Source organism: Gloeotrichia echinulata CP02 (assembly GCA_038087035.1).
Classification (GTDB): Bacteria; Cyanobacteriota; Cyanobacteriia; order Cyanobacteriales; family Nostocaceae; genus Gloeotrichia; species Gloeotrichia echinulata.
Genome location: CP051187.1, coordinates 2,082,776 through 2,095,876, shown reverse-complemented (window position 1 = coordinate 2,095,876; position 13,101 = coordinate 2,082,776). Strand labels below are relative to the sequence as shown.

The following is a 13,101-nucleotide window of genomic DNA, read 5'->3' as shown; positions in this document are numbered from 1 at the left end:
GGTTTCTATGCAAACAACTCCAGTGCGTTGGACGACTGCTGACCTAGAGCTATTTGCAGGCGATCGCAGAAATCGCTATGAAATTATTGATGGAGAGTTATTTGTGACCAGATCACCACATTGGGAGCATCAGACGACATGCACCAACATTGTTACAGTTCTGAAGAATTGGTCAGAGGAAACTGGACTGGGTAAACCAGCAGTAGCACCAGGAATTATTTTCTCAGATGCTGACAATGTGATTCCTGATGTGGTATGGGCAAGTAATGAACGCTTGGAACGCCTCCTAGACGAAGCCGGACACCTAACAGGCGCACCAGAGTTAATCATAGAAGTTCTTTCTCCCGGCGAAAAAAATGAAAAACGGGACAAGGAAACGAAGCTAAAACTTTATTCAGTCCAGGGAGTTCTAGAATATTGGATTTGCGATCGCACTCAAAAAAAACTGGAAGTTTATCGCCGCGAACAGGCTACCTTAAAGTTAGCAGCTACTTTATTTGAGCAAGATGAGTTAACAAGTCCTGTGCTACCCGGATTTAAATGTTTAGTAAGTAAACTTTTTTAACGGCGTTGTGGCTTTAGATAGACGCAGATATTAGAATTCAGGAATTATATCAAATCCGGTTACGGTCACACAAACTGTAAGGGCACAGCAGTGCTGTGCCCCTACTGTGCCCCTACAAATACCATATGCAATCACCCGGATTTGATATTACGCAGGTGTCACAGTCATATAGGGCAATACAGTTGAGTTAGCCTCGAATGATATACACTGTAGGGGCACGGCATCCACAATTTTTTCTTCTAACGACAATTTTATTCGTGCCGTGCCCCTACGACAATTTTCCTTAACTGAACTGTATTGTCATATAGGGTGCTAGGGATGCCAAAAATCTGTCGAGAATCACAAACTTCTCAAATCCCTAGTCCCGCGATTTCAAAGTCTTATGCAATACCACTAAAACGCTGACACATGTAGGAGCGAGTAGGGGCACGGCAATGCCGTGCCCCTACAGCTGGTATCATATCGTGTGGATTTAGGGGTATCTAAAAATTTATCAGGCTAAACAAATAGTTTGAAAACACGCCCTAGCACCCTACTATAGCGATAAAAATCTCTAAACTCTTGTCAACACAGGCTGACTCGCTAGAGAAACTGAGCTAGATTCCGACTCAGAACAATAGATTTCACAAGAATTATTCGGACTCTCAATCAATTTCACCTTGTAAAGTTTGCCACCCAATTCCTGAATAGGCGATCGCAATAAATTACTAATGTAAAGTGCGATATTCTCAGCAGTGGGTACGACTTCACCAAAGTAAGGAATGTCTTTGTTTAAAAAACTGTGGTCGAATGGTTCTACCACATAATCTTTAATCGCCTGATGCAAACCACCTAAATCGACAATCATACCGGTGCGTGGATCAATCTCCCCTTTCACGGTGACTTCTAGATGATAGTTGTGTCCGTGACCGTGAGGACGCGCACACTTACCGTAAATCTCGCTATTTTTTTCGTTACTGAGGTTAGGGTCAGCCAGGCGATGGGCGGCGCTAAAGTGAGTACTGACGCTGAAATAAGCTTCCGTTCCTTCTCCCATGCAGTCTACCCAAAGTTCAGCACTTTCAAACAACTTCACTTTGTACAGTTCCGCGCCCAATTCTTGGATGGGTGATTTGAGCAAATTATAAATGTAAAGTGAGATATTTTCAGTCGTAGGCACAATTTGAGCAAAGTAAGGAATATCTTCGTTTAAACAGTTGTGATCCAATGGCTCCACTACAAAATTTTCTACGATTCGATTCAAAGCGCCTAAATCTACAATCATACCCGTCCGTGGGTCGATTTTACCTTTCACGGTGACTTCTAGATGGTAGTTGTGTCCGTGGGTACGGGTACACTTACCGTAAACCTCTGGACTGAGGTTAGGAGCCAGCCGATGGGCGGCACTAAAGTGAGTGCTAATGGTAAGATAGGCTTCCATCCCTTCTCCCATATAATCTGCCCAAAGTTGAGAATGTTCAAGCAACTGGACACGAACTAGAGGTAAATGGGGCGCTAGCCTTTGCCAGATTACCTTTGCTACATTCTCAGTGGAGGGTAGAGTTTGTTTAAATTCTGCCCACACATCGTTGAGATAAGAAAAATCTAGTTGGCTTGTCACTTCTTGCTTGATTACGTGTTTCACGTCTGACAAGTTCAGTACCATACCATATTCATCTAATTCCCCAGCAAGGGAGATAAATAAGACGTAATTATGCCCAAGTCCTGGGAATTTTGAGGTAGGACCAAATTTCTCAAGGTTCTCAGATGCACTCAGTTCTGGTAACAAATAGCGATGATTTGCCGAAAACTTAGCACGGCGATTAATAATGCATTGCATGAGTATTTTGGGAGCAGAATTTAAAATTTCTTAACTTTATACTATTTCCAGCATAAACTAATTTCTGCTACTTCGTAGAGTCCAAAATCCAAAATCCAAAGTCCAAAGTCCAAAGTCCAAAGTCCAAAGTCCAAAGTCCAAAGTCCAAAGTCCAAAGTCCAAAGTCCAAAGTCCAAAGTCCAAAGTCCAAAGTCCAAAGTCCAAAGTCCAAAGATTCACCCTTGACCCTTGACCCTTGACCCTTGACCCTTGACCCTTGACCCTTGACCCTTAACTATGTAACAGATGCTTGGGCTTCACAGTGCAATCTCGTAGCGATGCGGAATAATTCTTGACCTGTGTGCAAATAACGCTCATCGTAGCTCAAGGGGAAATATGCTAATTCTTCCAGTCCATCGGCTACTTGATTGAGGCTATAGTAAAGGTGAGCCGCCGCTCTTGCTAGACTAGGTGGATTCGGTAGAGAACGAAAAGTAATTTGGGCTTGCTTGAGGTCAAGGCGACAGGATTGTAAATATTCTTGAAATTCGTCTAATAATTCATCATCAAAGGGATCAGCGGCTAGTGTGTCGATTTGCTCCTCTAGGGAATTGAGAATGCGACAAAGCAAGTGATTGACTGGTTGATAAATTAGACGTAGCCATTCTTCGACTTGCTCATCAACATCTCTTCCCCTTTTCCGTGTCGCTTGGTAATGCTGTTGAGCAGATGCGGTACGCTGTTGGCGATCGCTCTGGAATTTTTGGGAGCTATCACGCAGTTTTTGGTCATAATTAAGGCGACTTTGAGTGTCGCCTAAAACTTCATACGCTGCATTGATGTGGATAATCTGCTCTTTGTCTGCTGTTTGGTGATTACTGTCAGGATGAAATAATTTTACCAAGCGGCGATAAGCTTGCTTAATCTCCGCTTGAGTAGCATTTTGACTAACTTGTAGGGTTTCGTAATGATTAGAATTCACCATTGATCCGATTGATAGTTAGCTGACGCTAGCGACTAGCTTCGCTTCTTCATAGAACCTCGCGGGATGCGGGAAACTCAGACACTTCAGTGCTGAGAGGGAAGCGGCACGAGCGACTTTAGTCGCAGTGGTATTTGTGTTAAAATTAGAGCGTGAGTAAGAACAAAAAACATCTACGTGTTGAAGCATCCTAGTATCGGAGAAATCCCGGCTCCTATGAAACAACGGTTAGGTTTAAGTCCTGGCGCAGTATGACAGGAAAGAGCAAATAAAGGCTTGTTGCGGAGCGTACCGCGTCTTGGCTTAGTGATGGATTCACCAAAGCATTGGAAAAAATAAAAGTAGCTAGAAACCTAAGCTTGACTTAGAGTGACTAGGTAGACGGCGTTTGACGGTCGTAGCGAGAGTTTTACTCTGTCTGTAGAATCTCAGTGTCTTTAGACCTGAGAGTGTCAACTGTGACAGTAATCACTTCATCTATCAATTTTACAGGAATACCCGGTAAGGGTAAAGCTTAGTCACTTTACTGCTGAGATATAGCACTTCCTATTCAGATGAGGTACAAAATTGTATCACGCGATGTAGGGGCACGGCACTGCCGTGCCCTTACCGATGTACCTCACTAGGGCGAGAAACGCTATATAACTGGACCTTGGACTAAATGTAGTACATAATATCGACCTGTCGCAGGGAATCTCTTTTTTCACAAAGTTCCTGAAGAGTGTATTTTTGCAATACTGAATTTGCAGCCTGACATGCTTCTTGCCAAATCTCTTCTATCACAGAACTGTCTACTGTTCTAGAATTGACCTCCTGAGCGGACGGCCGCACATCTAACCCTTCCAAGCATTCTAATATCTCTAAAATTGTAATTTTCCTAGGTTCTCGCGCCAACAGATAGCCACCTTTAGACCCCCGTTGACTCTTGATTATACCCCCACGCCTCAAAGTCGCCAGTAGCTGCTCTAAATAGCGGTCGGGGATATTTTGCTGTGCTGCAATTTGTCGAATTTGCTGGGGTTCGCCACTTTGGTAATTAGTGGCCATCTCTAATAATGCAAGAATTGCATATTCTGATTTACACGATAGTTCCACAGGCTACCCTAAATTAGTCCTAACTTTTTCTAGTATACTCCGGTTCTCCGGTGGGGTTTGTTAGTTATCAACACCAAAAATAAAAATCCCCACCAAATGGCGGGGATCAAGATTTTCCCAAATGTTCCGACAAATTTTCACACTGAACAGTCAACCGTTAACTGTTCACTGAAAAGTTCTAGAAGGTGAATGTTGTTCTCAGAGTACCAATAATCGCATTGTCTGTATTGTTGCTCTGACCAGGAGCTGTCAACCAGATAACACCAGGGGTGACTGAGATGTTATCAGACAAGCGATACTTGTAGAAGCCTTCAATCTGGTAAGGTACTTTAGTATCGCCACCGAATCGGTTAAGTGCATAGGGTTGAGCGCCAGCGAAAATACCCAATACGTTACCCTTCTTACCGAAGTCAGGTAAAGCTACCCCAGCACCATAGCTCCAAGCTTGATACTTACCGATAGAGCCAGGACCTTCGCCTAAGACACTATGGTAAGAAACAAAGCCACTAATTGACAGTTTGTCGCTCGGTCTGAATGCTGCCGAAATACCGTAGGAATTACTGGAAGATGCTTTTGTTGCACTTAGAGTGTTGACGGAACCTGTACCTACAATTCCAGATCCGGCAACATTATTTATACCAATACCGCCATCAAACAAACTACTACCAGCAGTATGATAACCGTGAGTGTAGGTGGCAGCTAAAGCCACGCGATCACCAACAGCTACGTTCAACTGTCCTAGAGCAGCATAGCTACCATTGGTCAAACCATTACCCTTAATATCTGTATTTGTAGGATTATTAGCATTAGATGCCAAGTAACCCACTGTGATAGAACTTGGCTTCAATATACCAAGGCCAATTTTTGGACTAAAAGGTATGCTGACGCCTATACCAGCGCCACCGCCAATCCGGTAGATGGGGTTTTCAGAAGCAAAGGTAGACAAAGCCCCGTTACCACCGTCGGTTTTGTCAAAGAAGTAAGGGTTGTTAACAGCAGCATAATGGCTATGTTGCCCACCAGTAGCCGCGATATAAACTTGAGCAGGTCCGATGGGAGCTTCATAGGTCAAGCGGTCTAGTGTGACATTGTTATTACCAGTGCTACCTACTTGAAACGTTTGTGTACCTTCTGCAGTAGTAATAGGGCCATTGGCGTTGTTTCTCAATGCAAAGCCTGTCGCATTACCAGATGACAGACGGGTGGTCAAAATGTCTTTACCGGTGAAGCTGGTGTTTAAGCTTAACCGTACTCTGTTTTGGAAGACCGTATTGTTAGCACTATCAGTTTTGCCACCGAAAGCATCAGTTACCGCGAAAATCGCTTCACCAGCTAGTTTGGTTGTAGTTGAAAACTGATTTGCTTCCAATTCAGCAGTACGTGCTTCTAAAGAATCTACACGACCGCGTAAGGTTGCTAGTTCTGCGGAAAATTCTTCTTGTAAACGCTGTAAAGTTGTTAAATCTTGTTTTGTTACCAAGTCAGCTGTGGCTGTGGCAATCAATTCGTTAACCCGATCTAAACAGGCATTTAAACCAGCAGCAAATTCATAACGGGTCAAAGCACGGTTTCCGCGATATGTACTATTGGGATAACCTGCTATACAACCATAGCGCTCAACCAAGGACTGCAAGGCTTGGAATGCCCAGTCGGTGGGCTGTACGTCGGAAAACTGCGAAACTGATGTTACTTGCGCCTGGGTATTGCTACCTTCTTTGCTGTAGCGGGTAACTTGCTCTAAAACTTTCGACTCATCGCTGGTTGGGCTAGCTTGAGCCAATATTTCTGCTGGCTTCTGGGCTACTTCCGCACTGGCTGGTTCTACAGAGGGGGCTACTTCTGCGGTGGTAGTTGGAGCTGCGATCGCTGCTGCCGAAACTAACAACGTTGCTCCCAAAACTGCATTGCTTACTACCAGGGATTTCCACAATATATTAGACATCTTTGATTTTCTCCTCACACCTTGTATAGATAATTGTGTTCGTTGCACCTAATTCTCAAAAATGGGCTATCTATTTCTCATTTTATCTAATCAGGCATAATTGCTACTACTACAATTTTAGTTTTTGCCCAGCTAATAACTGATTAACTTGTTGTTGAAAATTCATCTAATTATCTTGGGCAAAAACACATCTTCATAGCACATCATTATACAACATATCAGACATTTGGCAACATTTTATGTGACTGAGCAGTTTATTAACTGTCACACATATATTTAGTTATATAGGATTCCTATTTGATTTTTGAAAAAATACGGAAGATGGGCAATGCCTACATATACTTACTGAGATTTTTTCCAAAATCAAACCTGGTCGCTATATTTGAATAAAATAATACTCTTAGTCCTATTTGATGATGACTAATGTATTTGGGAAATAGTTGCTGCTACATCAAAGTCATTCTTGGTCAAACCACCTGCATCATGGGTTGTCAATGTAATTTTAACTTTGTTGTAAGAAATTTCAATGTCTGGATGATGTCCTGCTAATTCCGCTGGTTCTACAAGTTTATTCACAAACTCAATAGCCTGGATAAAATCCTTAAAGGTGCGTGTAATAGTAATTGCAGAACCGTCAACAGTCCAATCTGACAGACTTTTCGCCCGTTCTTGAATTTCCGCCTCCGTTAGTAGCTGCACCATATTCAAAAATCCTATTGCGATAGTTGACTTTTGATTCTTGACTGTTGGGTGTTGAGTCTTGTTCCCTAGTACTCTGTCAACATAAAAATGATGGACTGTAGTGCGGGCATCTTGCCCGCGTGAGCGAGACGCTCACACTACCAAAAATCCCTCAAAACAAAATTGACAGACTACTAGTTCCGTTGTCTACAATTATCTCTAAAAAAACTTTAACGCGATCGCCATCTCAGTTGCCCACAGTCACCATTGATCAATCAAAAATTCCTCATAAATAACTATCCGCCCTGATTTAGATCAGTTGATCTAAGTCAGGGCGGTCTAGTTGGGTCTTCAGGTTGTAACCAGACTGCCGGAAGGAACTCCGAGCTTGCCTAGATACTTGAGCTAACTTAGCATCTCAAGATGACTAAGGCTAACTTTTAGAGAACAGCCCCGGCACACAGCCGGCTAACTACAACCTGACGACCCATGCGTTTACTACTTTCTATCATGGGCATCACCTCCTTATTGCCTAAGTGGACTTAGTTTCAAAAAGGCAGAGCATTTTGCTCTGGGTTATTCACCTTAAATGAATATAGCACATAAATAAATTTATAAATTTATAAATTTATAAATTTAACTAAAGGATACAGAGTCGCGAACAGGGAGACCGATTTTATCGCCCATGTGAGACGATTGTAGGGGCGCAAGGCCTTGCGCCCCTACAGATTTATCGCCCATGTGAGGACGATTGTCGGTTCTTAATTTTATCGCCCATGTGAGACGATTGTAGGGGCGCAAGGCCTTGCGCCCCTACAGATTTATCGCCCATGTGAGGACGATTGTCGGTTCTTAATTTTATCGCCCATGTGAGACGATTGTAGGGGCGCAAAGCCTTGCGCCCCTACAGATTTATCGCCCATGTGAGGACGATTGTGGGTTATGTATCATTAATTTTGAATGATGAATGATGCTTATATACATCATTCATCATGTTTAATTAGAGAGCATTACCGCGAGGTAGTACTTCTTCAGGGAATACAAATTGTTCGTGGGGCTGATCTTGAGGTGCCATCCAAGCACGGATACCCTCATTCAGCAAAATGTTCTTGGTATAGAATGTTTCAAATTCCGGGTCTTCTGCTGCCCGCAATTCTTGGGACACGAAGTCATAAGCCCGTAGGTTCAATGCCAAGCCGACAATCCCGACTGCAGCCATCCACAAGCCTGTGACTGGTACAAACAACATAAAGAAGTGTAACCAGCGTTTGTTAGAGAATGCAATCCCGAAAATCTGTGACCAGAAACGGTTTGCAGTCACCATTGAGTAGGTTTCTTCGGCTTGGGTAGGATTGAAGCCTCGGAAAGTGTTTGAAGATTCGCCATCTTCAAACAGGGTGTTTTCTACGGTTGCACCGTGAATCGCGCACAACAAAGCACCACCTAACACACCTGCTACACCCATCATGTGGAAGGGGTTGAGGGTGAAGTTATGGAAACCTTGGACAAACAAGATGAAACGGAAAATTCCCGCTACACCAAAGCTGGGTGCAAAGAACCAGCTGGATTGTCCCAAGGGGTACATTAAGAAGACGCTGACGAATACCGCGATGGGGGCTGAAAAAGCCAAGGCGTTGTAAGGACGGATACCTACTAGCCGGGCAATTTCAAATTGGCGCAACATGAAGCCAATTAAACCAAAAGCTCCGTGGAGGGCAACAAATGGCCATAATCCGCCCAACTGGAACCAGCGAGTCAAGTCTCCTTGAGCTTCAGGTCCCCACAACAGCAATAGGGAATGTCCCAAACTGTCTGCGGGAGTTGATACGGCAACGGTAATAAAGTTACAGCCTTCTAAGTAGGAGGAGGCTAAACCGTGGGTGTACCAAGAGGTGACGAAGGTTGTACCGGTGAGCCAACCGCCTAGTGCTAGGTAGGCGCAGGGGAATAATAATATCCCTGACCAACCTACGAATACGAAGCGATCGCGCTTCAACCAGTCGTCAAGAACGTCAAACCACCCTCTATTGGGGGCGCGTCCAACTGCGATGGTCATTACAGCAAATCTCCAAATGTTTATAAGTACAGGTTTTACCCTCTGTATTATAGACTGCTATTATTTAGCTCTCCATAAACAGAAAGTGAACTAGGTTGTCAATCTAGTTTACAATTTTTTACCGACTTTAATCATAGTACGTCCAAATTGCTAATTTTTCTATAGTTTTTTTAATAAAATTTAATATTTATATACTCAAGGGCATGAGGGATTTTTCTCCCCCTCCCAATCCCCAGTCCCGAATCCCCAATAGTAAGGAGTAAGGAGTAAGGAGTAAGGAGTAAGGAGTAAGGAGTAAGGAGTAAGGAGTAATGAGTAATGAGTAATGAGTAATGAGTAAATTAATCCAATCCCCAATCCCCAATCCCCAATCCCCAATCCCCAATCCCCAATCCCCAATCCCCAATCCCCAGTCCCCAATCCCCCAGTCCCCATCGCTAACGTTAGAATGAGTGCTACAGTTAAATGTGATTAGTGCTAAATGTTTACTATTGACTTAAGCATCAGAAACACTGCTTTCCCCATATCCGTACAACGTAAGTCAGCAGAGGATGCTGAGGCTGTCTATCAGCTAATTTTGGCAGCGATACGCTCTGGTAATCCTGAGGTAGTGGAACTCAAGTGCGAGGGCAAAACCGAGAAAAAAATTGCCGTTCGTGCTAGTGAAATTTCTGGAGTGCAGATTATTGAGAAAGATGGTGTCAGTACTAGTAGTGGTAGACCACCTGGTTTTGTCAGCCTAACAGTGGCTGAGTAAGGGACTTTCAAATAAAAAACGCAACTGTTGACGGTTGACTTTTGACGGTTGACAGTTAACAGTTGATGTTTTGCAGTTTGCTAACGAAGGTGTCGAAATGGCGGATGTGGGGATTGCGGTCAAAGATTTACAGTTTAGTTGGCCTAATGGAGAGAAAGCCATCAAATCTTGCTCTCTAGAAGTACCTAGGGGTGAATTTTGGATGCTTTTGGGGACAAATGGCAGTGGTAAATCAACTTTACTCAGACTGCTGGCTGGGCTATTAGCTCCTGAATCTGGCGAAATTGGGGTTTTGCATCCTGTTGGCTTTGTCTTCCAGAATCCTGATCATCAACTGGTAATGCCAACTGTTGGTGCTGATGTGGCTTTTGGGTTAGTGGAAGAAAAATTGCCAATTGCTGCTGTCAGAGCGAGGGTAGAAGAGGCTTTAGGCGCAGTGAATTTAGAGGCTTTGCAACGACGCCCTATTTATGCTTTGAGTGGGGGACAAAAACAGCGCGTTGCGATCGCCGGTGCGATCGCTCGTCGTTGTGAAGTTTTACTATTAGATGAGCCAACTGCCTTACTCGATCCAGATAGTCAATTGGATTTAGTGGCTGGTGTCCGCCGCCTTGTCAAAAGCCGGGGGATTACAGCCCTGTGGGTGACTCATCGCTTAGATGAGTTAAATTACTGTGACGGTGCTTTTTTGCTAGAAAAAGGCTCTCTGGTCGATCAAGGTGAAGCCCAGCGCCTCAAACAACGTCTGATGGAAGTCGATAAACAAGCGTCTTAATAGGTCTAGTTACCAATTACCAATGACCGATGACCCAGAATTCCAACGCGCCTTAAACAGGCGCGTTTTCGCTCGATACATCTCCCCCAAGGCATATTTTGTGATTCTCTGGCATTTTGGCAATATGTAACATAGTGTTACAAGCAATGCTTCAATTACTATATAGAGTTATGAATGAATTTTGTTAACTCTAGATAATTGTGATTAAAAACCATGTCCCGTCCCTTACTCCAAGCCGTTCTGCTCGTAGACGGCTACAATATAATTGGCGCTTGGCCTTGCCTGAAAAAAACCCGTGATAATTCAGGACTCGAGGCAGCACGCGGCGAACTTGTGGAAGCGATGACTAATTACACTGCGTTTCAAGGTTATGAGACGCAAATAGTTTTTGATGCCCAATATCATAACGCCGCTAGCAATAAAGAAATTATTACAGAATTTTTATCAGTTTATTACACTGACTTTGGACAAACGGCAGACACATATATTGAGAAAGCCTGTGCTTCTTGGCGCTACCAAATAGCACAATCTCGAATGCCGCGTGTAATTGTTGCCACATCAGATCGCGCACAGCAACTGATGGTGCAGGGTTACGGGGCTGAATGGTTGTCAGCACAACAGCTATGTGGGGAAGTAGAAACGACGGTTTGTCGGATGCGACAGAAGTATCAAACACGCAAACAATCTAAAAGTAGATTTCTAGCTAATTCCATCGATGCCAAGTCTCGCCAGCGTCTGGCTGAACTGCGAATGGGTTCCTCATAGATATTAGCATCAAAAACAAAAAAATGGAAACTCTCTGCTGAGGCTTGAGAGTAATTTTGACTGGACAAATTTTTGAGTAAAGTAGCCACAAAAAAATATTTGGGAAACCACTTGCCAAATCCTATCTTTTACTTTAAGATGATAAATCGTAAGCGTTCCTCAGTAGCTCAGTGGTAGAGCGATCGACTGTTAATCGATTGGTCGCTGGTTCGAATCCGGCCTGGGGAGTTGAAAAAGGATGAAGGGTGAAGGATGAAGAATGAAGGTGCGGATTTCAAACCTCAGACTTCAGACTATCACAAATTATGGGGACTTGACCCATCTGTGATATTTCTCAATCATGGGTCTTATGGTGCTTGTCCTAAAATAGTTTTGGCAGCACAAGAGCGCCTGCGATCGCAGCTAGAGCAAGAACCCTTACGCTTTTTTGGCAGGGAGTGGGAACCGCTGCTAGACAATGCCAGGAGCAAATTAGCAGCGTTTGTTGGTGCTAATGTCGAGGATTTGGTGTTTGTTCCCAATGCCACAACTGGGGTAAATTCAGTTTTGCGTTCTCTGCGCTTTTCGCCAGATGACGAAATTCTCACGACTAGCCACGAGTATAATGCTTGCCGAAATGCACTAGATTTTATTTCCAGTCGCACTGGTGCGCGGGTAGTAGTGGTAAAAATTCCTTTCCCGATTAACTCGCCACAGGAAGTAGTGAAAGCGGTGATTGAGGGAGTTTCTCCAAGAACTAAATTAGCACTATTAGACCATATTACCAGCCAAACAGGGTTAATTTTCCCCATTGAGCAGTTGGTCAAGGAGTTGCAAGTGCGGGGCGTAGATATACTGGTTGATGGTGCCCACGCTCCGGGAATGATTCCGCTCAACTTGCGAGAAATTGGAGCGACTTATTACACCGGTAATTGTCATAAATGGCTGTGTGCGCCGAAAGGAGCAGCATTTTTGTACGTACAGCCAGATAAGCAATCAGAAATTCGTCCCCTGACAATTAGTCACGGTGCAAATTCACCAAGATCTGATAAAACACGCTTTCAGTTAGAATTTGACTGGACTGGTACAGACGATCCGACAGCATTTATGTGCGTACCAGAGGCGATCGCCTTTATGGGTTCATTACTACCTGGTGGTTGGCCTGAGTTAATGCTGCGAAATCATCAGTTAGTTTTGGAAGCCAGACAGCTACTTTGTGAACAATTGGGAGTATTACCGCCAAGTCCAAAGGAGATGATTGGGACAATGGCTGTTGTGCCAATGCCCACAACTTGGGACAATCGACATTTTATGGCTGTACACGATGACTTGTTTGATCGGTTCGCAATTCAAGTACAGGTGATGCCGTGGACAGAACAACCCCGGCTACTGATACGCATATCAACACAGATTTATAATACGCTATCACAGTATGAATATTTGGCAAAGGCGCTGATGGAAATATAATCCAAATACAATTATAGTACAATACAGTTCAGTTAAGGAAAATTGTCGTAGGGGCACGGCACGAATAAAATTGTCATTAGAAGAAAAAATTTTGGATGCCGTGCCCCTACAGTGCATATCATTCGAGCCTAACTGAACTGTATTGAATTATAGTAATCATATTTGATTTATGAAAAAATCTTAGTACCTGTAGGCTAGGCAATGCCAAGCAAAACGTTGATGTGTAAGGCATAGCCCTA

12 protein-coding genes, 1 tRNA gene and 1 pseudogene are annotated in these 13,101 nt (G+C 43.7%); 6 read left to right on the top strand and 8 right to left on the bottom strand.

Translation table 11 applies throughout. The features are described 5' to 3' along the window. Window positions 1-7: 7 nt before the first annotated feature. Entirely contained in the window at window positions 8-565 is a 558-nt protein-coding gene (locus HEQ19_09175) for a Uma2 family endonuclease (GenBank protein ID WYL99673.1), read from the top strand. Window positions 566-1,118: 553 nt separating this feature from the next. Here the strand turns inward: HEQ19_09175 and HEQ19_09170 are convergent. The 8 genes and pseudogenes from HEQ19_09170 to HEQ19_09140 all read right to left on the bottom strand — a co-directional run bounded on the left by HEQ19_09170 (window position 1,119) and on the right by HEQ19_09140 (window position 9,525). Beyond that, entirely contained in the window at window positions 1,119-1,985 is an 867-nt protein-coding gene (locus tag HEQ19_09170) for a 6-carboxytetrahydropterin synthase (GenBank protein ID WYL99672.2), read from the bottom strand. Between the two features lie 66 nt (window positions 1,986-2,051). Beyond that, window positions 2,052-2,384, bottom strand: a pseudogene (locus tag HEQ19_30780) (6-carboxytetrahydropterin synthase). 274 nt (window positions 2,385-2,658) lie between these two features. Beyond that, window positions 2,659-3,348 (bottom strand): DnaJ domain-containing protein, encoded by a 690-nt coding sequence (locus HEQ19_09165; protein WYL99671.1) that lies wholly within the window; start codon window positions 3,346-3,348, stop codon window positions 2,659-2,661. A gap of 654 nt (window positions 3,349-4,002) precedes the next feature. Further along, on the bottom strand, window positions 4,003-4,440 hold the full coding sequence (locus tag HEQ19_09160; protein WYL99670.1) for an Rrf2 family transcriptional regulator: 438 nt from the start codon (window positions 4,438-4,440) through the stop codon (window positions 4,003-4,005). A gap of 178 nt (window positions 4,441-4,618) precedes the next feature. Then, window positions 4,619-6,382, bottom strand: coding sequence for an iron uptake porin (locus tag HEQ19_09155; GenBank protein ID WYL99669.1), 1,764 nt, complete (start codon window positions 6,380-6,382; stop codon window positions 4,619-4,621). Window positions 6,383-6,802: 420 nt separating this feature from the next. After that, window positions 6,803-7,084, bottom strand: coding sequence for a 4a-hydroxytetrahydrobiopterin dehydratase (locus HEQ19_09150; GenBank protein ID WYL99668.1), 282 nt, complete (start codon window positions 7,082-7,084; stop codon window positions 6,803-6,805). Window positions 7,085-8,063: 979 nt separating this feature from the next. After that, on the bottom strand, window positions 8,064-9,119 hold the full coding sequence (psbD, locus tag HEQ19_09145; GenBank protein WYL99667.1) for a photosystem II D2 protein (photosystem q(a) protein): 1,056 nt from the start codon (window positions 9,117-9,119) through the stop codon (window positions 8,064-8,066). A gap of 187 nt (window positions 9,120-9,306) precedes the next feature. Beyond that, on the bottom strand, window positions 9,307-9,525 hold the full coding sequence (locus tag HEQ19_09140) for a hypothetical protein (protein ID WYL98101.1): 219 nt from the start codon (window positions 9,523-9,525) through the stop codon (window positions 9,307-9,309). A gap of 75 nt (window positions 9,526-9,600) precedes the next feature. Here HEQ19_09140 and HEQ19_09135 point away from each other — a divergent pair, with 75 nt between their 5' ends. The 5 genes from HEQ19_09135 (at window position 9,601) to HEQ19_09115 (ending at window position 12,862) form a co-directional block, all read left to right on the top strand. Then, on the top strand, window positions 9,601-9,876 hold the full coding sequence (locus HEQ19_09135; GenBank protein WYL99666.1) for a hypothetical protein: 276 nt from the start codon (window positions 9,601-9,603) through the stop codon (window positions 9,874-9,876). A 97-nt stretch (window positions 9,877-9,973) separates the two neighbouring features. After that, entirely contained in the window at window positions 9,974-10,651 is a 678-nt protein-coding gene (locus HEQ19_09130) for an energy-coupling factor ABC transporter ATP-binding protein (protein WYM03326.1), read from the top strand. Between the two features lie 213 nt (window positions 10,652-10,864). Beyond that, window positions 10,865-11,416, top strand: coding sequence for an NYN domain-containing protein (locus HEQ19_09125; protein WYL99665.1), 552 nt, complete (start codon window positions 10,865-10,867; stop codon window positions 11,414-11,416). A 156-nt stretch (window positions 11,417-11,572) separates the two neighbouring features. Next, a tRNA-Asn gene (locus HEQ19_09120) sits at window positions 11,573-11,644 on the top strand. Window positions 11,645-11,668: 24 nt separating this feature from the next. Continuing rightward, the gene (locus tag HEQ19_09115) at window positions 11,669-12,862 is read left to right on the top strand and encodes an aminotransferase class V-fold PLP-dependent enzyme (protein WYL99664.1); all 1,194 of its coding nucleotides are present in this window, start codon (window positions 11,669-11,671) and stop codon (window positions 12,860-12,862) included. Window positions 12,863-13,101: the final 239 nt, after the last annotated feature.

Bases quoted from the DNA above. Each gene is read 5' to 3' on its own strand.
- HEQ19_09175 (WYL99673.1), top strand. From the start codon at position 8: ATGCAAACAACTCCAGTGCGTTGGACGACTGCTGACCTAGAGCTATTT.
- HEQ19_09170 (WYL99672.2), bottom strand. From the start codon at position 1,985: ATGGAAGCCTATCTTACCATTAGCACTCACTTTAGTGCCGCCCATCGG.
- HEQ19_09165 (WYL99671.1), bottom strand. From the start codon at position 3,348: ATGGTGAATTCTAATCATTACGAAACCCTACAAGTTAGTCAAAATGCT.
- HEQ19_09155 (WYL99669.1), bottom strand. From the start codon at position 6,382: ATGTCTAATATATTGTGGAAATCCCTGGTAGTAAGCAATGCAGTTTTG.
- HEQ19_09150 (WYL99668.1), bottom strand. From the start codon at position 7,084: ATGGTGCAGCTACTAACGGAGGCGGAAATTCAAGAACGGGCGAAAAGT.
- psbD (WYL99667.1), bottom strand. From the start codon at position 9,119: ATGACCATCGCAGTTGGACGCGCCCCCAATAGAGGGTGGTTTGACGTT.
- HEQ19_09135 (WYL99666.1), top strand. From the start codon at position 9,601: ATGTTTACTATTGACTTAAGCATCAGAAACACTGCTTTCCCCATATCC.
- HEQ19_09130 (WYM03326.1), top strand. From the start codon at position 9,974: ATGGCGGATGTGGGGATTGCGGTCAAAGATTTACAGTTTAGTTGGCCT.
- HEQ19_09125 (WYL99665.1), top strand. From the start codon at position 10,865: ATGTCCCGTCCCTTACTCCAAGCCGTTCTGCTCGTAGACGGCTACAAT.
- HEQ19_09115 (WYL99664.1), top strand. From the start codon at position 11,669: ATGAAGAATGAAGGTGCGGATTTCAAACCTCAGACTTCAGACTATCAC.